At 57.4% G+C, this 23177-nt stretch carries 8 protein-coding genes; 4 read left to right on the top strand and 4 right to left on the bottom strand.

The window, feature by feature from the left end; genetic code table 11:
* Window positions 1-10: 10 nt before the first annotated feature.
* From purH to J2X66_RS18880, 3 genes are all read left to right on the top strand, one after another.
* Window positions 11-1618 (top strand): bifunctional phosphoribosylaminoimidazolecarboxamide formyltransferase/IMP cyclohydrolase, encoded by a 1608-nt coding sequence (gene purH / locus J2X66_RS18890; protein WP_310267027.1) that lies wholly within the window; start codon window positions 11-13, stop codon window positions 1616-1618.
* Between the two features lie 136 nt (window positions 1619-1754).
* The gene (gene purD, locus J2X66_RS18885; RefSeq protein WP_310267026.1) at window positions 1755-3050 is read left to right on the top strand and encodes a phosphoribosylamine--glycine ligase; all 1296 of its coding nucleotides are present in this window, start codon (window positions 1755-1757) and stop codon (window positions 3048-3050) included.
* A gap of 100 nt (window positions 3051-3150) precedes the next feature.
* Window positions 3151-5928, top strand: a complete 2778-nt coding sequence (locus tag J2X66_RS18880) for a response regulator (protein WP_310267023.1) — start codon at window positions 3151-3153, stop codon at window positions 5926-5928.
* Window positions 5929-5990: 62 nt separating this feature from the next.
* Here the strand turns inward: J2X66_RS18880 and J2X66_RS18875 are convergent, their stop codons facing one another.
* Window positions 5991-6725, bottom strand: coding sequence for a hypothetical protein (locus tag J2X66_RS18875; protein WP_310267021.1), 735 nt, complete (start codon window positions 6723-6725; stop codon window positions 5991-5993).
* A gap of 62 nt (window positions 6726-6787) precedes the next feature.
* Window positions 6788-7597 (bottom strand): hypothetical protein, encoded by an 810-nt coding sequence (locus tag J2X66_RS18870; RefSeq protein WP_310267019.1) that lies wholly within the window; start codon window positions 7595-7597, stop codon window positions 6788-6790.
* A 262-nt stretch (window positions 7598-7859) separates the two neighbouring features.
* On the opposite strand from J2X66_RS18870, the gene J2X66_RS18865 reads away from it, so the two are divergent.
* Window positions 7860-8456 carry a MarC family protein gene (locus J2X66_RS18865; protein ID WP_310267016.1) on the top strand — a complete coding sequence of 199 codons (597 nt, stop codon included), beginning with the start codon at window positions 7860-7862 and terminating at the stop codon, window positions 8454-8456.
* Between the two features lie 14 nt (window positions 8457-8470).
* On the opposite strand, the gene J2X66_RS18860 is transcribed toward J2X66_RS18865, so the two are convergent.
* Window positions 8471-15574, bottom strand: a complete 7104-nt coding sequence (locus tag J2X66_RS18860; RefSeq protein ID WP_310267013.1) for a TcdA/TcdB pore-forming domain-containing protein — start codon at window positions 15572-15574, stop codon at window positions 8471-8473.
* 137 nt (window positions 15575-15711) lie between these two features.
* Window positions 15712-22752 carry a TcdA/TcdB pore-forming domain-containing protein gene (locus J2X66_RS18855; protein ID WP_310267012.1) on the bottom strand — a complete coding sequence of 2347 codons (7041 nt, stop codon included), beginning with the start codon at window positions 22750-22752 and terminating at the stop codon, window positions 15712-15714.
* Window positions 22753-23177: the final 425 nt, after the last annotated feature.

Below are 23177 nucleotides of genomic sequence, written 5' to 3'. Positions count from 1 at the left end.
GGAAATTGAAATGACCGACCAGACTACCCGCCTGCCGATCCGCCGCGCCTTGATCAGCGTTTCCGACAAGACCGGGATCCTCGAATTCGCCAAAGAGCTTGAAGCCCTGGGCGTCGAGATCCTCTCTACCGGCGGGACGTTCAAGCTGCTGCGTGACAACGGTGTTGCCGCAGTGGAAGTCGCGGATTACACCGGTTTCGCAGAAATGATGGACGGTCGGGTGAAAACCCTGCACCCGAAAATCCATGGCGGGATCCTCGGTCGTCGCGGTATCGACGATGCGATCATGAACGAGCATGGCATCAAGCCGATCGATCTGGTCGCGGTCAACCTGTACCCGTTCGAAGCCACCATCAACAAGCCAGGCTGCGACCTGCCGACCGCCATCGAGAACATCGACATTGGCGGCCCGACCATGGTCCGTTCCGCGGCCAAGAACCACAAAGACGTGGCCATCGTGGTCAATGCCAGCGATTACGCCAGTGTCCTCGAAGGCCTCAAGGCCGGCGGCCTGACCTACGCTCAACGTTTCGACCTGATGCTCAAGGCGTTCGAACACACCGCCGCCTACGACGGCATGATCGCCAACTACATGGGCACCGTGAACCAGGCCGCTGACACCCTCAGCACCGAAGGTCGCAGCGAATTCCCGCGCACCTTCAACAGCCAGTTCGTCAAGGCTCAGGAAATGCGCTACGGCGAGAACCCGCACCAGAGCGCGGCGTTCTACGTGGAAGCCAAGCCTGCCGAAGTCGGCATCGCCACCGCGACCCAACTGCAAGGCAAAGAACTGTCGTACAACAACGTGGCCGACACCGACGCCGCGCTGGAATGCGTGAAGAGCTTCGTCAAGCCAGCCTGCGTGATCGTCAAGCACGCCAATCCGTGCGGCGTGGCCGTGAGCCCGGACGCCGAAGGCGGCATCCGCCAGGCCTACGAACTGGCTTACGCCACCGACACCGAATCGGCGTTCGGCGGCATCATCGCCTTCAACCGCGAACTGGATGCTGAAACGGCCAAGGCCATCGTCGAGCGTCAGTTCGTCGAGGTGATCATTGCCCCGTCCGTCAGCGAAGAAGCCCGTGCCATTGTTGCAGCCAAAGCCAACGTGCGCCTGCTGGCCTGCGGCGAATGGTCGGCTGATCGCGCCGCTGCCTGGGATTACAAACGCGTCAACGGTGGTCTGCTGGTGCAGAGCCGCGACATTGGCATGATCAGTGCCGACGACCTGAAAGTCGTGACCAAGCGCGCCCCGACCGAACAGGAAATCAATGACCTGATCTTCGCCTGGAAAGTCGCCAAGTACGTTAAGTCCAACGCCATCGTCTACGCCAAGAACCGTCAGACCATCGGTGTCGGCGCGGGCCAGATGAGCCGCGTGAACTCCGCCCGTATCGCCGCGATCAAGGCTGAACACGCCGGTTTGCAGGTAGCCGGTTCGGTGATGGCCTCCGACGCGTTCTTCCCGTTCCGTGACGGCCTGGACAATGCGGCCAAGGTCGGCATCACTGCGGTGATCCAGCCAGGCGGCTCGATGCGTGATGCAGAAGTAATTGCTGCCGCTGACGAAGCCGGCATCGCCATGGTCTTCACCGGAATGCGCCACTTCCGTCACTAATCAGACAACGGCCGCACTGAAGCCGGCATCTGCTGCGTTGGAGACTACCTTGCATCTACCGACTTCATTGCGACCTCCTACAGCGTAAAGCGCTTTAGGTTCTAAAACAGAATTAGCGTCATCCGAGGTTTTTGAAATGAATGTTTTGATCATTGGCAGCGGTGGCCGTGAACACGCACTGGCCTGGAAAGTTGCCCAGGACCCACGTGTGCAGAAAGTGTTCGTGGCCCCTGGCAACGCCGGTACCGCCATCGAAGCCAAATGCGAAAACGTCGACATCGACGTGCTGGCTCTCGAACAGCTGGCAGACTTTGCCGAGAAAAACGTTTCCCTGACCATCGTCGGCCCGGAAGTGCCACTGGTGGCTGGCGTCGTCGATCTGTTCCGCTCCCGCGGCCTGGATTGCTTCGGTCCGACCGCTGGCGCTGCCCAGCTGGAAGGTTCGAAAGCCTTCACCAAGGACTTCCTCGCGCGCCACAAAATCCCGACTGCCGATTACCAGAACTTCACCGAGATCGAGCCAGCCCTGGCTTATCTGCGTGAAAAAGGCGCACCGATCGTGATCAAGGCCGATGGCCTGGCCGCCGGTAAAGGTGTGATCGTTGCCATGACCCTGGCCGAAGCCGAAGACGCCGTGCGCGACATGCTCGCGGGCAACGCGTTTGGCGATGCAGGTTCGCGCGTAGTGATCGAAGAATTCCTGGACGGCGAAGAAGCCAGCTTCATCGTCATGGTCGACGGCAAGAACGTGCTGCCAATGGCCACCAGTCAGGACCACAAGCGCGTCGGCGACGGCGACACCGGCCCGAACACCGGTGGCATGGGCGCTTACTCCCCTGCCCCGGTCGTGACCGCGCAAGTGCACCAGCGCGTCATGGACCTGGTGATCTGGCCGACCGTTCGCGGCATGGCCGAGGAAGGCAACGTCTACACTGGCTTCCTGTACGCCGGCCTGATGATCGACAAGGCTGGTAACCCAAAAGTCATCGAATTCAACTGCCGTTTCGGCGATCCTGAGACCCAGCCGGTGATGCTGCGCCTGCAGTCGAGCCTGGTGTTGCTGGTCGAAGCGGCTCTGGCGCAAGCGCTGGACAAGGTCGAAGCACAATGGGATCCACGTCCGAGCGTCGGCATCGTGTTGGCCGCAGGTGGTTATCCGGGTGACTACGCCAAAGGCGTTGCCATCAACGGTCTGGATGCAGCCGCCGCACTGGAAGGCAAAGTCTTCCACGCCGGTACTGCACTCAAGGACGGTCAAGTGGTCACGGCCGGTGGTCGGGTGCTCTGCGCCACGGCCATGGGCGCCAGCGTCGATGAGGCTCAGCAGCAAGCTTACAAACTGGCGGCAAAAATTGACTGGGAAGGCTGTTTCTACCGCAAGGACATTGGCTACCGTGCCATTGCCCGTGAACGTGGTGAAAGCCAGGAGTAAGGCCATTCATTCGGCCGGGCAAGGGCCGCTGGTCCTTGCCCCACTATTCCGGCACCGCGCATAGTTATAATCTGGCATCAACCTACGAAGGGATTTCGCCGTGCGCAGGCTCAGGATTGCCATAAGTCTCACCGTCACTCTGCTGACCTTGCTCTGCATGCTCCCGGCCCAGGCCGGTCAAGGCAGTGGCTGGGCAGTATTGCTCGACGAACAGGGCGACCTGCAGCTAAGCGACATTCGTTCTGCTCGCTACACCAATCAATTCAGCCCCATCGAACTTGATCGCCTCAACGCGGCCGAGCCCGATGGCGCGTTATGGCTACGCTTCAGGCTGGCCCCCGGCAAGCATGAACAATTGCTGCGGGTGTTCGCACCCGACCTGTCGTCGCTCAAGCTGTATGTCCTCGACGGCGACAAGCTGATCGATCAATTGCACACCGGCACCGGGCAGCCCCAGGCTGACCGTCCCCTGCCCAGCAGCGAATTCATGTTGCCGCTGCCGCAAAGTGACACCCCTCTCGACGTCTACCTGCGACTGGTCTCCGACCATCAGCTACGGCCTTATATCACCCTGCAATCGGCGGTCATGACTGCGGCAAGTCAGAACCAGACGCTGATCTACGGCCTGCTGTTCGGTTGCCTTTGCATGCTGATCCTGCACAACTTCGTCCGCTACGCCTACACACGCTCGCGCAGCAGCCTTTGGCTGGCCTGGTGTGAAGGGCTGTTGATGCTCAGCCTGCTGTTGCTGCTGAACCTGGCCGGGCCCTGGTTGCCGAACTGGCACGCCATCCAGACGCCAGGCGCCTACATCGCGTTATTGCTGACGGCGCCGAGCGGCTTGATGCTCGCCTGGCGCTTTTTTGCCCCGCTCGGCCCTCACCCGCTGAACAAACTGCTGCAGGCGGACATTCTGTTCATCGTCGTCTGCGGCCTGCTGTTGTTGTTCGTCAACACCCTGCCGCTGAACATCATTACCTACGCCCTGGTGGCTCTGGCAGGCCTGAGCATGTTGTTCGTCAGCGCCTATCACTGGCAAAAAGGTTATCGGCCGGCGCGCTTTTTCGTCGCCGCCATGGTGGTGTTCAACATTGGCACACTGATCATATTGCCCGCACTGCTGGGACTGACTCAAGTCGCGCCGCAAGGCCTGATCACTACGCTTCTGGTGTTCATCTGCATCAGCGGCCTGTTGATGAGCATTGCCTTGAGCGAACGTCAGCGCAGCATCACGGAAGATCGCTTCAGCATCAGCCGCGACCTCGCCGCCAGCAATGCCGAGATCAACGCCAAGGCCGAATTCCTGGCGAAAATCAGCCACGAAATCCGTACCCCCATGAACGGTGTACTGGGCATGACCGAGCTGCTCTTGGGCACGCCACTGTCGGTCAAGCAACGCGACTACGTGCAAACCATTCATAGCGCCGGCAACGAACTGCTGACGCTGATCAACGAGATCCTCGACATCTCCAAGCTCGAATCAGGGCAGATCGAACTGGACGACGTGCAATTCGACCTCAACGCCCTGATCGAAGACTGCCTCAGCATCTTCCGCGCCAAGGCCGAACAGCAGAATGTCGAACTGATCAGCTTTATTCAGCCGCAAGTGCCGCGCGTCATCAGCGGTGACCCGACACGCCTGCGCCAGACTCTGCTGAGCCTGCTGGAAAACGCGCTGAAGAAAACTGAAGAAGGCGAGATCCTGATCGTTGTCGCCCTTGACGAACGCAGTGCCAAACCACGGCTGCGCATCGCCGTGCAGGACAGCGGTGTGCCGATGGAAGCCGAAGAACGCGATGCCCTGATGCACGCCGAACTGCACAGCAAGCACTTCCTCTCGGCGACGAGTCTGGGCGGCAATCTGGGGCTGGTGATCGCGCGCCAGCTGATCCGCCTGATGCAGGGCGAATTCGGCATCAAGACCGGCGCCAACCAGGGCAGCACCTTGTGGCTGACGCTCCCCCTGGACCCGGACCGGCTCGAACACCCGACCTCCGACCTCGACGGCCCGCTGCAAGGTGCGCGCGTGCTGGTGGTGGACGACAATGACACCTGCCGCAAAGTACTGGTGCAACAATGCAGCGCCTGGGGCCTGAATGTCAGTGCCGTACCGTCCGGCAAGGAAGCCCTGGCATTGCTGCGTACCAAGGCTCATTTGCGCGACTACTTCGACGTGGTCTTGCTGGACCAGAACATGCCCGGCATGACCGGCATGCAACTGGCGGCCAAGATCAAGGAAGACCCGAGCCTCAATCACGACATTCTGCTGATCATGCTGACTGGCATCAGCAATGCACCGAGCAAGATCATTGCACGCAACTCCGGGATCAAACGCATACTCGCCAAACCCGTGGCTGGCTACACCCTCAAGACCACCCTCGCGGATGAGCTGAATCAGCGCAACAAAGGCCTGGCGGTTTCACATCACCTACCTGCCGGCCCTGCACTTCCGGTCAAGGTCCCGAGCGACTTCCGCATACTGGTGGCGGAGGACAACACGATCTCGACCAAGGTGATTCGCGGCATGCTCGGCAAACTCAACCTGCAACCGGACACCGCCAGCAATGGCGAAGAAGCCTTGCAGGCGATGAAAGCCCAACGCTACGACCTGGTGCTGATGGATTGCGAAATGCCGATCCTCGATGGCTTCTCTGCCACCCAGCAACTACGCGCCTGGGAAGTCGGCAATCAACGCACCCGCACACCGGTAGTGGCATTGACTGCCCACATTCTCGCGGAGCACAAAGAGCGTGCGCGCCAGGCCGGCATGGACGGGCACATGGCAAAGCCGGTGGAGTTATCGCAGTTGCGCGATTTGATCGAGCATTGGGTGGCGCAGCGGGATGAGCAGAACCGGGTAGCTGCACCGACCTCTTGAGCCTCACATCTGCCCATTCCCTGCCGGTCCGGGAACAATCGCACGCCCCCATGGAATGGCGCTCATGACGGCTCCTGCGTTTTCGGCGGCAATCGAGCAGGTTTATCGTCAATAATCCGGAGGATATTCTCCGCTGCCTTGCCCCCCAGTTTTTTTACGATCGCCTCGCGAAGCGAGGCATAAAGCACAGGCGACAAGTTGGCTTGAAACCATCTCAACCGGATATTGCCCAGCACATTTTCGGGACGGAAAAGACAGTCCAATGGATGGGTTGAAGCCAGCGCCGTGGTTGTAAACTCCACAAACAGGCTATTCATCACCGCACCCTGTCGGACTACGATGATCTGCAACCTGACGTCACACACCGCATCTACTGACCCGTCCGCCAACTCGGTAGTTCTCTGCCTGAGCATTTGCCCACGCAGTAATTCAATCGCCGGATGGTCGCAAGGCAATCGAGCGATATCGTTGAAGACACACACGCCCCTGGCTACGGTCATGCTATCCGATGGATCGTCCAGCTGACTCTCGACCCATTCCACCATGGCGCGCTTCGACGTGTCATCCAATCCGAAACTGTCCCAGGCTACTGCCCTTTGTAACCAACTGTCCTTTAGTACCCCATGACAGGTGTCATACCAGCCATCACCGAGTGTGAACTCGGGGTACTTTCTGGTGGCCACTAACTGCGCAAGCAACACCGAATGCAATACATCCTGCTGTTCCTGCTCTGCAAGGTCGCGGGACAGCATTACAACGGCTCCAGCATTAATAAAAACCGAATACTGCTCTTCCATAACACCTCCCGATCCATTCAACCCTGGCGACTGCAGCGCAGTCGCCAGGCGTTCACACAGGATCAGATTTCGTATTCGTCGATTTTGGTTTGTGCACGATCACCCAGTTTCGCAATGATGGTGGCTCGCGTACGAGCAACGATGGCTGGCACCATGGTCATATGGCTTTCGCCTTTGTACAGATCGACGGAGCTGCTGTCCCAATCTACAAACAGGACTTTGGTCTGGTTGGTCCGCTTGATGAAGCGTACGGAGCCCAGCGCCATGATCACTTCACCGTGCTCGCTTTCGTTACAGGTCGCTAGTCCAAATCCACCCGCCCCCGACTCCTTGATGTTCTGATCGAAAAGTTGAAGGGGTTTGTCACTGGCTTGCAGTGCGGCCAGTGCGTCACCAGCGACTTTCAGCATCAATGCCGAGGTCGGGCCCGGCACAGCGGCTGCGGCAACGGCGGAACCCAGGACCTTCAGCGCCAGCTGATCCATCTTGAAGCTCTTGCCGGAGGCCGACACCGTGTCGTAATACTTTTGCAGAATAGTCCAGCCGGAATCCTGCATAACTTGCAGAAAGAGTTGATACCACTCTTTACCTTGTTCATCGCGCGGGTATTTTTTATTCGCCACCAACGACGCAAACAGGTAGGTGTGTTGAATGTCGGTTTTATTTTGCTCACTCATTCCCGACACGAAAGATACAACACCATCCCCAACAATCGAGGCACGATCGGGTTTTTCAATTTCGCCACTAAATGGCACCGAACCGATCGACAGGGTACGCGGTGCACTAATAATATTATCTACACTTACGTCGTACTCATTCAAACGTTCCAGACGATCGGAAAGGGTTACTACTGGATTGGATTGAACACTCATAAAATCTTCCTTTATTTAATAAAGACCCTCCATGGGTCCGAGCGAAAAACTTACTAAATCCACTTAACCCCTACAAGAACTTACCTGTAACCGCACATATGTAATTAATATTATCCAATTCAAATATACGACTAACGAAAGTTATCCCCTCCCAAATAGTTTAAGCTTTTCACCCTGTTCAAACTTCATTTTTCCACGTACCGACAGGCGACCCAGCGCCTGATAGACTCCACGTCAACTTCAATCGCCGCGAGCTTCGACCATGCTCCAAGTGTTATTCAGCGTTTACCTGAAGATGCTGGTGCTCTACAGCCCGTTCTTCGTGTTGTCCTGCTTCATCAGCCTGACCCGCGGTTATTCACGCAAGGAACAGCGTCGGCTGGCCTGGAAAGTGGCCACCGCCACGCTGGTGTCCAGCGTCTTGCTGTACCTGTTCGGACGGGTGATTTTCAGTGTTTTCGGCATTACCGTGGATGCGTTCCGCATCGGTGCCGGCAGCGTGCTGTTTATCTCGGCACTGGGCATGGCCCAGGGCAAATCGGCGGTGCAGACCGACAATGTGCAGCAGGACGTGACGATCGTCCCGCTGACGATTCCATTGACGGTCGGCCCCGGCACCATCGGTGCCTTGCTGGTGATGGGCGTGAGCCAGCCACACTGGGACGACAAACTCACGGCCATTCTTAGCATTGCCCTGGCCAGCTTCACGGTCGGCGTGGTCCTTTATTTGTCCAACCGCATCGAACGGATTCTCGGAGACCAGGGCTTGCAGATTGTCAGCCGGTTGATGGGATTGTTTGTGTGCGCGCTGGCGGCACAGATTATCTTCACGGGTGTGAAGGGTTATCTGGTGCCGTAATCAGCCCGGGAATGCTACGCCCTGGATTTTGCCGGTTCTGCGACCACCTCGAACAGAGAACTCGACATCAACTCCGTTAACGTGGCGCTGCCGGCAACGCCTTTTAGCCTCAGTAACTCGCTCACTATTTCCGAAACAGCCCGTGACCGATAGCCGTTGAGCGAAAGGAACACGTCACCTCGCAACGCCACATCCGCAGAGTAAACACTGCGAAATATCAGGCTGTGCCCGCTGTCCAGGCCGTTCATCACCAAGTGTTCATCGACCAGGCTGACCCATAACTGATCCATGATCGAAGGGTCCAGAATCAGCTTCCCAGGAATCGAGGGTGGCCGCTCAAGCGAATAACGACAATCGACGATGACCGATTCGAGTTTCAACCAGGCCGTTCGGGTCAGTCGGCTTGTCGTGGCCCCCTGACCCATTTTGAGCACCAGGATGCTGACATCATCAGCAATCAACGGCAGAAGGTCATGGGCCTTCTTCGGCCCCTCGACCACCAGCACTTCGGCGTTACGCTGGACATAGTCGAGCGGTCCGACCGTGCTTTTTTGCGGATAGGTGTACAACAAACCATCTTCGCGTTCGTGCAGCATCGCACTGGTTTGATCCCGGGTGCCCACCAGCGTGTAGTGCGCAGTAACGGCGGCCTTCGGAATCCGGATCAATCGTCCGCTGCGAACCACATACCATTGAAGGCTGTCGGGGTCTTTGACGGACAGGAAATCGGCGCAGCGATATTCCTTCGCCAGCGCTGCCAGCCCCTCACTCAATGGCCCTTCCAGTGCCGCAACCCAGCGGCTGCCCACACCTGTAATCCGGACCGGTTCGTTGTGCTGTAAATCCATCTCCAGGCCATCAAGCGTTGTGGCCTTCAGGCCGGCACCCTCCACTTTCACGTCGGTAAAGACCCAGGGTGCCCATTCCTGCATCGGAGCGGGCAATGCCTCAGCCTGCAAAAGTCGGGTTCCCGGGCCAAATGCGGCGCTCAAGTGTGTCGCTTCGATAAAGCGCTGGCTGAAAATCCTGCCCGTTGAAAGGTCGAATAACCAGGCAGCCTGATTGTCCGGAACACTACTCAGCAACCGCACTTCTTTGCCATGACCCAGGTCCGCGAGCAACAGCCGATCCTCCACGTACCAGGCGCATAAATCGCCGCTACCTGTAAAGTTGCTCAACCCAAGAAGGGCGAGACTCGACACCGGATACTGCGTCGACACCGCCGGCAGTTCGGACCACCACCGGGCCCGATCCTTGAACCAGGTGCCAGTCAATCCACTCAAGCGCAGATAGCCTTGCGACGTCATCGTGAAGAACAGGCCCGAGTCGGTCAGGGCAAGATGCCCCTGCTCGACCGCTACAACATTTTTCAGCCCTGTGGGGGTAATTTCTCTGGAAGACCATTGCACACGTCCCTCGACCATCGATCTTTGCTGGCGCACGAGGCTTTGAATATCCTTGTCGTAGGTCACGAACACCTCGCCCTCGGCACCGTCGGGCGCAATAAGTAAAAGGGTGTTCAAGGCCTTGATCGAATCCTTCCAGCCTCGCACATGGTGACGCCGGGTGGGTGCACGGATGATCAACCCGTCAAGATCGCGGACCCAGACCAGATCACGGGATTTGTCTTCGCGCTGCCAACAGATCGAAATCAGCGCACCGGGGCGCCAATCCACGGTATCAACGAACGCTCCCGGCAACACATAATTGCCCAGTATCCGCTTCCAGTCCGTCAGCGTGTCAGCCTCTAAAACCGCCTGCAATGCTGGATCCTGACCCAGGGTGATCGAGGCGAGCAACACCGTTTGCCGATGGATCAGGAAGGTCAGTTCATCGCGCTGGCCATCCTTGCGAACATACTGCTGCACGACCTGAATGCCGCCGTTGGCCACGGCTTCACAGCGGTCAATGGTCAAGCCGTCCCTGAACAGCAAACGGTAGCGCTGAACCAGCGTGCCGGTGATCGCGTCGACCTGCCAGACATCGAAACTGGCGGGGTGATAGAAATAGGCCGACCCCTCGACCACTGCGCCCAGCACGGCTTCATCAGCCAACAGGACATTCGGGTCGCGGATGTACAGAAAACGATCCTGCGCCGAGTCGTAATACGCAGCCACCGTTCTCGGTTCGTCCGGTTTTTCAAACGGCACCACGAAGTTGTGAACGGGGGTGTAAGGCATGGCCAGTCGATGTTCGCGGGCCAATGACTTGAAGTGATCCAGCAGCGCTTGTTCCCCGAGCGCCGGATCGGCGTCTTCCTCGACCACCTCCAACTTCAGGGCAACAAGATCAACGCGCACGATTGTGTTCCCCGCCAGCTTGAGCAAGACATCGTGAACGCCGCCGCCACTGAACTTCACACCCAGCGTATCGGAAACGAGCCTGCCCGCAGCGGCTATCCGGATGTCTGCCTCCGTCAACCAGGGCGCCTGCAGCACCCAGCGCATGGCCGTGTGTCCGGGTGCGTCGAGTACAAGGCTCACCCCGGGATTGAGCAGTACGGAACATTGGGCGCCGGCGCCTACGATCCGGTAGGAAACCAGTCCGTGCCACGCTTTTGGCAGGGCTGGCACCACCAGCGAACGTTCGATGTTGTCGAGACGCACGTTGAACACCGTGGGCTTGTAGACCGGGTTCAGCCGGCTGACCACGTACTCGCCGGGAAACGAGTAGAACGAAAACAGAAACTGCCATTGTCCCTGTTCATTCTTTTTCTCCAGCCGACGGGCCGTATCGAAGCCGCCGGCATGACGAAACGTGACAAACGGCAGCAACGTGTACTCATAGCCGTACCAGGTTTTGGGTGTGCCGGGCAAAACGATCGTCTGCCCGGGCGGCGGCGCGAAAGGCGCCGAGTCGGGCAACCCGAGGCCCACGCGGATGTCGGTGGCGCGGTCGTAATCCACATCGAAATCGGGAACCCCGAAATGGTCCCGTAGCGGGAACAGCCTGGGGCTGTCGAAACGAACGCAGGATGCGTGCAAATCGAGCTCGGCAAACACCGGCAAGGGGTGCGCAATCCAGGCGTTCGAGGCCTTGTCCAGATGATAGCCGCCCTCTCGATAAGCCTTCTCCACCCCCTCAAAAAACCGGGCGACCTCCTTGGCTTCTTCGGCAATGGTGGCAAACCCTTCGGCCAGCGCAGCGACGCCCACTGCCAGCCCACCCAGAATCACCCCGACACCGCCCAGCACCGCCGCCACCGTACTCGCCCCGGCCAATGCCGCACCCAGTCCGGCGGCGCCCAACATGGCGCTCGCAGAGTCGAACGCCAGCTGCGTGCCGAATTGCGCCTTCTCAATGTCATTGGTGGCACGGCTTAACTGGTAAATATCAAACCCGACATTCACCATCCCCAACACCGTGCCGACGCCTTCATTGGCCACATGCCCCAACGCCTTTTGCACCAACGGTGCGCTGGTGCGGGCGATCAGCTTTTCATCGTCCAGTGCCTGACGCACCAGCGTCACAACGCCAACCACATCCACCACGTTGCCGTGAACCAGTTGGGCGTAATTGACATAGGCATGCAAGCGAATGGCCGTGGTCAGCGCCTTGTCCCCCCCGCTGGCCGCGCCCTCGTGATGACGCAGCGCGTTCATCAAGGCTTGCACAGTGAAACCGGCATTGAGCGTATGGACGCTGCCCGCCTCCGTGGGGTCAGACAAGCTGGCGGATTCATGCGGTTGCGCCGCCAGCGTACGGAAGGTTTCCGAGAGGTAGTTCTTGATTCTCAGGAATCGCGGATCATCGGTGGTGACGCGCACAATGGTCTGCGCTGGATCGGTATCGACCAGACTGATTTTGTACTCGCCTGCTGGGGTGATCTCCAGCGTCTCGAACAACGCAACAGCGCTCGACGACAGCCCGTGCTGCGCCTGCACCTGCCGGGTCGCCTGGGCGATCTGATCACCCCACCAGTGGGCGTCCAGTTCCAGCAACGAACTGCCCAGCACCCCATTGCTGATCAGCGACTGCCCTCGCGCGCTGGCCAGCCGCTGCCTTACCCGCGGCGCCTGGTCTGGCAGGCTGCCCGAATCGGAAAGACTCGACACCAGGACACCCGACGACAACACTTTTGCATTAAGACGGCCAGCGTCCAGCTCAATCAAATCAAAGGCTGGACGACCGGGCTCCCCATAAGCGGCGTAAGGCCCGGCCATCTCTTGGCTAATGAAAAAATGGGTCAATGCTGCACTGAGCGCTTGCGCGGTATTGAACTCGAAAACACCAAAGTTCGGATCGTAGAAATGATAAGTACTGCGCTCGTCCACACTACTCTTGGCCAGCAGCATCGAGTGGTTATCCGAGTTGAGCATCAACGTGCTGCTGCCGGTTTTCGCTTCAAGCGTCGCGATCACCTGTGCCAGATCGGAGCGCACTACCAGCCCGCCGAGGTCACGGATGTCGACGTCACGAAGTTCTTCGATAACGCTGACGAATGCATTCGAATCTCGGGTACCGGGTTCAATGACCGCCAGGTAAAACCGCTCGCGAAGCATGTTGGCCGCTTCGCTCCCCTTGCTGATCGCCGCCGCCATGGCCAATGCCAACGGATAGCAACGTCCGGCGATCCGGTCACCGGCGCCCTGGAGCAACAAATCCTGTGGCACCAGCTTGAAGGTGCCTTGATCGAAGCTTTCCAGTACATCGGTCATGCGCTCGCTGATGCGATCACGGAACTCGAGTTTGGCGACCTGCTGAATCCGGGCGACCTGGCGTCCCCATTGCAGCAAGGTCAGCGACTGCTCCAACGCCTGCTTCTTCAGTTCAATGCTGGTGTCGGACAACGCCACTGATGGTGTCGAGGCACTGGCCAAACCGTCGACGAACGCCGGATGACTTTCTTTGAACAGCTCCCGCTCAATGGCCCCGTAACGGTGTGACACGCCCAATTCAGACACGTTGTTAGCGAGGTTTTCCAGCCGCGCGCGGACGTGATCAAAGTTGCGTTGATCCATGGCCCGCGCGCCCAGCAACGAACCGATCAGTAGCCGCTGTCGCGGATCAAGTTGCTCAACCTGCAACATCCCTCGGCCAATTCGGTGAAGCAATTCATCCAGAGCCAACTCCGCGAAGGCCGGCTCACCGACCAGCACCGGCGGTGGCGCGATCTCTTGCGCAAGGATGGATTGACGCTCGTCAAAACCCAGCGGCACTGGCTTGTCGAAAGCCACCTCATCGCTGGTCTGCTGACTCATTGCACGAAAGAAAGGTTCGCCCAGCTGTTCCGCCAGGGATTGCAGCAGTTCAGTCGACAACACATGTCGACCTTCGATGACTGGCCAGCCATGGTCGAAAGAGAGCGTCTGGCTCTTCAGCAACTGATCCACTTTGCCCAGGTAACGCGCCTTGAACTGCCCGGCTTCCCACCGTTGTTTTTCGTTCTTGAACCACTCCTCGGTGTCGCTTTCATTTTCTTTCCAGGAGTGGTCCAACTCCTCCTCGGTGGCCCGGTTCACCGTTGCGCTGGGGTCAATTGCCACATCCGTTCGCCAGGCGCCCGCTGCGCGAGGGGTGAAATGCCTGCTCGCGTAATCCGCGAGTGCATCGCGCATCGCAGCGGGCCCGGTCAGATAGATGGTCACTTCGCTTTGGGGGCGAATACCGTCGCTGTAGTAAGAGGCTGCAGCCAGAGCCAGAAGATACTGCGCAGGTTCTAGATGCCCCGGCGAAGCCCCCAAGAGGACGAATTTTTCTTCGACGACATCCAACGCAATTTGACTGATGGCCTCAACATCGATAGCGGCGACTTGACGCTCCATGGCCAAACGGGCCGTGGCATCAACGATCTCATAATTGAGTTTGAAGCGATCAATCACGGCGCTGACCATCGCCGATCCTGGATGCGCCATGAGAAACGCATTACTCAGGCTGCCCCCTTCGGCAACCGCTCGCAGTCCGTCCGGTCGTACAAGGCGCTCTGCGGGCTCGCCAAAAACGCCATTCAACGGCGGATGACTGTTGGCGAACTGCTCCAGCGCTGGGCGATATTCTTCAGGTATGCGCTCAAAGTAGCTTGTGTACTTGCTTCTTGATGCCTCACGACCCGCCATCCACTCCGGGTTCTGATCAAGCAACAACTGCAAGACGCCCAGACGCGCATCGCTGCTGAATTGACTGATGTTCACCCCGCCCAGCGTCTCCAGAAGAGGCGGCAGGTTATCGACATCCGCATAACTTCCGCCTTCAGCCATCAAGGCTTCAATGCGCACCACATCGGAGGCTGCGGCAAAGTTGCCTCGCAGACTGATTTCCCGTTGGTAAATGGCCTGCATGTGCAGCGGTGTTTCATTCGCTGCAATATTACGAAGCTCCACACCGCCCTCGCCCATTGCCGAGATGCTCTGTTTATTCTTGTCCCGCAAGGCTTTCAAGTTGGCTTCATTCTGGCCATATCCACGGACCAGTAGATCAATTCGTGCATCATCCGCATTAACACCGCGCGTTACCGCTTTGTTGATATGTGCGAACATTTGTTGCTTTAGAACAATGACCCGTTCTTCATACTTATCAACAAGATCAAGATACGATTCGCTGGCAAGACCGCCATTCACCATCGCATCGGCCTTCGCGGCCTCGACAATGATCCGGTTAGTCTCGTAGGCCAATAATGCATCGCTGTCGTACCAGAGCTTCACGGTATAACCCTGCCCGGCCAAGACTTTTAGCCAGACATTAATATAGTCACGCTGGATAATTCCCAAACCACCGCCAAGCCAGACGAAGTGGAGATTTTTCGGCACTTCGGTTGCTGCTGTGCTCAACTGTTCAACGCTGTTGGACAAGCGCGAGTGGAAGCCTTCGACCCTGTCGCGGATCTCAGTCAGCCCCGGCGCTGCGCCGCCCGGCTGTGCTGTGGGTCGCTCCACACCGGCTGCGCGCCGACGCCGGCGCTTGGGCTCGACAAAAGACCCGAGGGCCTCGCGCAATAACCCCAGCGGCGCAAGCATTCTCGGAAAATCGAGCACTGCGATACACGCAAAGTAATATCGAAATACCGCGTCGTATTCGTCTGTGCCTTTATGTTCCTGTAACGCCTGTTCAAGATCAGACAGTTTGAATAGATCGATAAAATTGACATAGCCGCCCACATCACGAGCTGTTCGCTCACCCATAAAGATACGTCCCTGTAAAAATAAAAATGGCCGCCCGTTTATAAAAACGGCCACAGAAAGAGGCCGCCGACGCTCATGAAGATAGAGTGTCGCCGTACTGAATTAGATTCATATTTCCACTTGTCATCCCCGGCTTCTTAGACCGAGTTCAATCTCTCGATGAGGACTTTGAATTCAAGGCTGCTTTGTTCCTGATCGAGCAAGGTTTGCCACAGTTCATGGACGCTGACCTCAAGCGTATCGCCAAGCACTTGCACACTCAGGTTCAGCGACTGGGCCAATGCCCACTCCTCAGATTGAGCCGAACGAAAAACCAGGCTGCTGCCGTTGTCGGGGTCGGTGAGCAGCAGATGGTTGTCTGCCCGATCGACACGCCAGTTATCCTGCGCTCCGGTCGCCAGAATCAGCCGCGAGGGTATTGCGTCAATGTCCGGCCAGTCAGTGCAATCGACCACGATGCAATCGAGGTGCTGCCAGGCGGTCTCCGACACGTGGTAAATCGACCCCGTTTCAGCGCCTCCCAGAATCAATGAACTGACACCGTCGGGCACCAGAGCCAGCAGGTCTTTTACCTCTCCGGCGACCTCCAGCGTCATGACATCGCCCTCTCGACTGGCCTTGTTCGCCGCCATCCACACAACCTCTTTGGTATTGCGGTTGAAGATCAAGCCGTCCACCGGATCAAACAACAGCGGAACACTCCCTTGTTTCGTCCCGAGGAAGTTTGCCCACTGCCCATCCGCTCTGCCGTTAACCTCAAAGACACGATTGAGTTCGGGTACGTAATAAGCGTAACGGTTGCTCAACTGGCCAACCGGCATAAAAGGCGCATGAGCCTGACCGGACACCAAATCGTTCAGGCGTTTTGTCAGCGCTTCAGGCGACGCCCTGTAAGGATGAGACCAGGCGTTCTCGACACTGATGATTCGGGCCGGCTCACCTTCAATCAGTTCGAGATTGACCCCGTCCCGGGTACGGCCCCGCAAACCGGTGCCGTAAGGCAGCACTTCAGAAAATGTCCAGGGTCCCCAGACCTTTTCTGGTCGTGGCAGCGCGTCGGCATTGATCAACCGCCTGCCGCTGCCGAACGCGCGGCTCAGTTGCTCAGGCTCGATAAACGCCTGACGATAAAGGTGGCCGCTGCTCAGGCCAAGTAACCAGGCGTGCTTGCCATCACGAGTGACGGACAACAGACGGCAACCTTTTTCAGCCATCAGGTCGGTTACCAACAGCTTATTGTTCAGGTGGCGCGCGTAGACAGGCACCTGGCCGGTGACGTCCGATAATCCGGAAAGCGAAATCAGCGAAACCGCATGCTCTTTGCCAAGAGCCTCCAGATCGCTCATCCACAGTGGATGGGCATCCAGCCAATCCCCCGTCACGCCGCTAAGGAAAAAGCTCGCGTCCTGACGAACGTCAAACATCAGCCCGGACTCATTGACGACCAGGTACCCGCCGTCACTGATCCTGAGCTTGACGCTGCCTGGCAATGGCACCCGTTGTGCCACATCGCCGGTAAAGGGTTGGTGATAGAGGTTTTGACTGTGTGCGTCGTGAAACAGGAACGCTGCAGCATCAGGATCATCCGGTGGCAGCAGGCTGATCTGGGGCAGCGCCGAGGCGGTTTCGCTGACGGGCAAGTGCGGAGTCAGGAGCTGGTGGTTCTGCCCGTTGATCCATCTCGGCAGCGACGGCTTGTCGAGGTCGCCGGACGTCACCGTCACAAAGGACGCAGGTCTCCAGGACGTTTGCCGTTCGGCGTCGTCGCCTTCAGCAACAACCGCAATATCAACCTGCTGTAACAGGGTAATGACGTCCTTCAAGGTATCGAAATAGTCAGGTGGTTCGCTCGATACCGAGACCAACGAGATTTCCTCGCCGTGAATCAGATAAATCAGCAGGTAACGCTGGGTCTTGCTCAGGCGTACCCGCTGAGTGACTTGAACAACGCCAGCGCCCCGATCAAGGCAGCCAATGATCTGCGCCTCTTCATTTCCACGATTGAAAACGCTGTAGCGCCAAGAGGTCAAACCTGTGACGGCATTGACGCGCCATATCAGGGGTTGATCCGGGTGATAGAAGTAAGCGTGATCTTCTTGCACCGCTGCCAGTTGAAGTTTATCGCTGAGCGAGCCCAGAAATTGACGGCCATACACAAACCGCTCCTTGGCCACTTCGTACCAACCTGCGGTGTATTGCTGCTTTTCTGGATTGCCAAAAGGCAGCAAAAACTTGCCCGCAGGAATTAAGGCACTGCCCATGCGCTGTTGCCGGTGAAGCACCTTCAAACGGTCAAGCTCCGCCCGCGAATATTGTCCGTCGGCCGCTTGAAGTGACGCCAGGTACAGTTGCCGATGTTCGCGGTCAACACGGTAGGTTTCGAGGTTTTTTGTTCGAACATAGACGTCGATGTCGGCCTCGATGCTCAGCTCGATACCGTCGATGTTCAATCCCGCATCGCCGACACTGATGTGTTGTGGCGTGATCCAGTCGGCGCTCAACACCCAGCTCACGTGCTCGTCACCGGGAAGCGCACTGAGGTGGACCGCCACGAGTCCTGGTTTAAGTGCGAGAGCGTAAGCCCCCCTCATCGTGTCGATGCGGTAAGAAATCTTGCCTCGCATCTCTCGCGGTAACTCAGGAACGTACAGCGCCCGCGTTTCGTTTCCGATGCGCACGTTAATGGTCGTGGGCTCATAGACAGGATTGAGTTTGTACAGGATGTGCGGGAAAGGTCTGGCGTGGGTGAAGAAAAAACCTTCCTCCCTGGCTTCAAGTTCACGCAACACGTCATATTGCGGATACACCTTGCGAGGCAGGACGCTCGAGGCGCCGACAACGTTCAGGAGCAGGGCGCTCCATTCAAAGACCTGCGGATCGGAGCCCAGTTGATATTCGTAGCCGTAATAACATTTTGGAGTACCCGGAAGCAGCAAGGCCGATTCTGCCGGAACAGCGTTAAACCGACCATGAACACGCGGGCCGGGGATCGCGACCTGTTTTGGCAGCCCCATGCTTTCGCGAATAACAATGGCATTCTGTTTGTTTCCATCGGGCTGCGGGAGGCCTGAGCCGCCCAAAGAGCGAAAGAGCCCCTGGCTGCCGAACACCATGACCCCTTCGCGCAGATCGAGCGTGTCCACCACCGACTCGGGCATGATCGATACGACCCCTTGCTTGACCGAGAAAGCCTGCGGGCTGTATGCCGTTTTGAACCGGGTAAACAATTCGGCAACTTTCTCTGCCTTGTCCATGATTTGCCCGAGATTGCCGGCAATCGCCGTGACGCCGATTCCGATGCCAAGCAGTGGCACCGACAAAAAACCTGCGACCGCCCCCGCCGTCCCGCCGACCACCAGCGCAACGCCGTCGAGCGCAAGCGCACTGACGTCGAACAGCAACTGTGTGCCAAAACGCGCTTGTTGCTCATGGTTTTGCGCGTTGTAGAACTCGTAAAGGTCAAAACCGATATTGACCACGCCCAACACCTGCCCCAACCCCGGGCCAGCGATACGCGCCAGCAGTCGCCCGCCCGCCGAAGCGGTCCTGGCCGCTATAGCTCGCTCGGCGTTCACCAGCTGTCGAACCAGGTTCACCATTTGCAGCGTGTCGAGGCCGATACCGTGGACTAATTGTGCATGGCCCAGGTAGCCATGAAGACGAACGGCGACGGCCAGGTTCGACTCTGTTTCAGGCTGCGCCCTTTGATCGCGGTTGCGAAGTTCGGTGATCAACGCCTGGAAACCAAACGCAAAACTCAGCCTGCTCCCCTCGGAAACATCCGTTGGATCAACAGGCTTATGTCCATCGTTGCTGCCGGCCAGGTACTCGATACTCTTGTCCAGGAACGTCTTGATTTGCCTGAGAAACGGTTCTTTGGTGGTCACCACGCGGATCTGTTGCGTTTTGACGTCCATGAACGACAGTGCGTAACCGTCATCCGGCTGAGCCTGCAGGGTTGCGAAAACAGGAATGTACTCTCCCCCCAGCCCGTTCGCCGATCTCACGCGGTTTGTGACCTGATCCAATTTGGTCGCCCAGACGCTGGCATCCCGTTCGGAAAGGCCACGTCCCAATCGGGCATTTTCAGACAGCGCGCGTGAGCGCAACCGGGCGTGATGGGCCCAGGGTGCGATGTTTTTTCCTGAGCTCAGGGACTCATTGCCCAACAGCTTCGACACCTGCAGTTCCGATGCCAGGTGCTTGCTCGCGAGGCGATTTCCATCAAGCTCGATGACATTGAAGGATGAGTGATCCGTCGACTCGATCGCATACTGCCTGGCCAGGTCGGACGTGCTGAACAGGGCTTTCATCCCAAGCTTGAGCTGGTCTATCCGGTCGAAACCAAAGACACCGAAATTGGGATCGTAGAAAGACCAGCTACTGTGTTCGGCCGTCCCGGTCCTGGCCACCATCATTGAATGGTTTTCGGTATTGAGCATCAACGTGCAAGGTGCAGGTTTAGCCGCCAACGCCTCAAAGACGCCATCGAAACTCAACGCGCCGAGCTTGTCGCCAAAATCAGCCTGGGGTATGGCGCGCAATTCGTCGAGCGCCTGAAGAAATGCATGGGTGTCACTTTCACCGGACGAGAAATGCGCATTGGCCAGTCTGCCGCTCAGTGCCTGTACCGCATCGCGGCCCTGATAAGTCGCTGCCGCCATCAGCAGCGCCAGTGGATAACAGCGCCTGCCGGGGTCGCCATCCCCCCTGACCAGCAATCCCTGAGGCATTAACCTGCTCATGGATGCGCCCGCCTCCAGGAGCGTTTTACGCACCGAGGCACTGCGTTGGAGAATGTATTGGCGCAGTTCGTACTCCGTCTGGTGCCTGATGCGAGCCACGCTCTCGCCCCATTGACGAAGCGTCAACGGCTTCTCGAATGAGAGAACCTTGAGTACCTGAGCGCTGTCCCCGGCGGGTTCAATCGGTGTTTTGACAGCGGCAAATGCCGTTTCGAACTCGGGGCTTTTGTGCGTGAGCAACGCCTGCTCGATGGCCAAGTAACGCTCCGATATACCCCGGTCAGCCGTACTTTTCGCAAGTGCTACGAGTCGCTGCCAGGCGGCGGCGAAACCGGCTTCGTCCAACGTTGCTGCGCCGAACAGGCCACCGAGCACCACCCGATGCACCGGACTCAACTGATCGAGCGGCAGTCCCCCATGGCCGATGCGAACGATCATTTCATTGAGATTGCCAACCGGATTGAAACCAAGGGAAACCGGAAGCTCAGCTGTGGGTTGGGTCAGAATCCTTTGGCGTTCATCGAAGTCCAGGGAAAAAGGTTTATTGAAGTTCAGGTCACCGCTGAGCTTTTCATTCATCGCACGGATGAAGGGTTCCCCCAACTGATCCATCCAACGCTGCAGGATGGCGGTCAGCAAAACCGGTCTCCCCTCAATGATTGGCCAGCCTTTTTCGAAGTGTAGGGTCTGCCCTTTCAACAGCTCGGATAAATTCCCCTGATAGCGGGTTTTCACTTTACCGCCGCCCCAGTTTGCTTGCTCCTTTTGCAGCCACTCTTGCGGCGTAGCGTTGATCGTCCAGCCAGAAACCTTCTCTTCTTCGGTGGCCACGTTGTAGCCATCCGACAATTTCAGCCGATCTCTAATTTCGTTTTTTCCATCAAACAGGAGATGCGTCTCCACATACTCCTCAAGCCCTGTAATAGCGGCCCCAGGTCCGGTCAAATCTATGGTCCCTCGGGAATCATAGCGAATACCGTCACTGTAGTAAGCGCCGATGGCGCTCACCAGTTTGCCTAAATACCCTCGGCGCGTTTTCGACAGTCCAGGTACCTCGGCAATCTTTTCATTCACCATCGTCAAGAGAATATCTTGTACGGCTGCGTTGTCGCTCCAGTCCACGCCGGTCGCGTTCAATCGAGACTCAAACGCTGACAGGAAGTCGTAGTTGAACCTGATCAACTCGATAATCGCCTGGGTCGAGCCAGCGCCGGCATGCGCGACAATATGGGAATTCATTTCACTGTTGATCTGGATTGCCATGCGAATCCCGTCCACTGGCGTTTGACTATTCTGCGGCACAGAAAATATGTCGGAGGGCCCCGGACGCTGCAGTGCAAACTCGTTTAATGCTGTCCTGTGCTGTTCAGGAATACTTATTGTGCGGTCAGGGTATCGACTGGGGTCGCGCCCAGGCATCAGCGATTCGTTGTTATTGAGCAGGAGTTGCAATACGCCAATTCGCGCACTTTCATCGAACCCCGTGATATCAACTCCGCCCAATACGTTTTTCAGTTGCGGCAAATAATCCACATCACTGTAGCGACCGCCCTCCAGTGCTTCGACCTGCAGACGAACCACATCGCTGGCCGCAGCAAAGTTGCCTCGCCCTGCCACTTCGCGTTCATAGACGTCCCATAAAAGGTGTTCTTTGAAGACCTCACGCACGTCGCGTAATCGCAGATGCTCATCAACCATGGCCAAGTGGCTGTCCAGGCATTTTTGCCTGAACGCAACAAGGGTGGCCTCATCCTTGCCATAGGCGCGAACCATCAGATCGATACGCGCCTCATCCGCCTTGCCAGCCCAGCGCTCCTGGCGGAGATGAGCCGACATCTGCTTTTTCAGTACCCGGGCCCGATGCTCGATCATCCGGGCCAGTACCACAGGTGTGTCAAGCGTTGCTCCCCCTGACTCCATGGCATGCGTCCTGGCACTTTCCAGGATCACCCGATTCATCTCGAACGCCAGTAATGCATCACTGTCGTACCAGAGGTTGAACGTATGGCCTTCCTGAACCAGGACCGCCTTCCATAGATTGATGTAATCGCGCTGAATGGCGCCTACCGCACTCCCGCCGACCCAAACAAAGTGCATTTTTTTCGGCACTTCGGGTGCAACCGGATTCAACATTCGAACCGTCTGAACCAGTCGGTTCGTATAGTTTTCCAGCCGCGCAGAAAGGTCGGCCAACGCTGGCGAAATCCGGCCGGCGCGCTGGCCGATCAGTGAGTCCAGCGTGTCTTTAAACAACAGCAATGGCGCCATCTGCTCAGCCCATTGCTGATTCTTTGCGCACGCTGAGTAATAGCCAGCGAGCGCTTCATATTCTGGCGTGGTGCGAAACTCGTTCGCGAGTGTTTGAATATCATCCGAGCTGAAATGTTGAAGAAACGACTTATCCGCAGTACCTGTTACCTGATATTGATTCATAACATCCATGCCATTAAAAACATATTTTAAATTCACGTATCCGCCGCATCGAGCACGGTCCATCCGTCGATGCGCGCGAACCTGAACTAAGATTTATAACCCGTACCAGAAGGCTCTGGCATTACTGACACTTTAGTAACCGACCGCGTTATTCAAGCGAAACTCAAACCGAAATATTTCGCAGAAAACAACATTTAAGCCGGAACACCAAAAATACTAAGCGATATAAATAACAACCTCAACCAAACCGCCAGGCAATTAATTAATTACATTTAACTCGACAGACAAGTGTTACTTTTATCTTTAGCGTACATGTTTATTAACGAACTGCGCACAGCCATGAACCAAACGGCTTTCGTCGGTTGTTTCAGAACATTAAGCACCGGATATTGAATTATCTGAAGCACTCTCAAGCACTTTCCGAG

The sequence above is a fragment of the Pseudomonas sp. 3296 genome, from assembly GCF_031456615.1.
Taxonomy (GTDB): domain Bacteria; phylum Pseudomonadota; class Gammaproteobacteria; order Pseudomonadales; family Pseudomonadaceae; genus Aquipseudomonas; species Aquipseudomonas mucoides.
Note: the sequence above shows the minus strand (reverse complement) of the source record. Positions and strands in the feature narration are given on the sequence as shown.

Coding starts and splice junctions, on each gene's coding strand:
- purH (WP_310267027.1), top strand. CDS start 11: ATGACCGACCAGACTACCCGCCTGCCGATCCGCCGCGCCTTGATCAGC.
- purD (WP_310267026.1), top strand. CDS start 1,755: ATGAATGTTTTGATCATTGGCAGCGGTGGCCGTGAACACGCACTGGCC.
- J2X66_RS18875 (WP_310267021.1), bottom strand. CDS start 6,725: ATGGAAGAGCAGTATTCGGTTTTTATTAATGCTGGAGCCGTTGTAATG.
- J2X66_RS18870 (WP_310267019.1), bottom strand. CDS start 7,597: ATGAGTGTTCAATCCAATCCAGTAGTAACCCTTTCCGATCGTCTGGAA.
- J2X66_RS18865 (WP_310267016.1), top strand. CDS start 7,860: ATGCTCCAAGTGTTATTCAGCGTTTACCTGAAGATGCTGGTGCTCTAC.
- J2X66_RS18860 (WP_310267013.1), bottom strand. CDS start 15,574: ATGGGTGAGCGAACAGCTCGTGATGTGGGCGGCTATGTCAATTTTATC.
- J2X66_RS18855 (WP_310267012.1), bottom strand. CDS start 22,752: ATGAATCAATATCAGGTAACAGGTACTGCGGATAAGTCGTTTCTTCAA.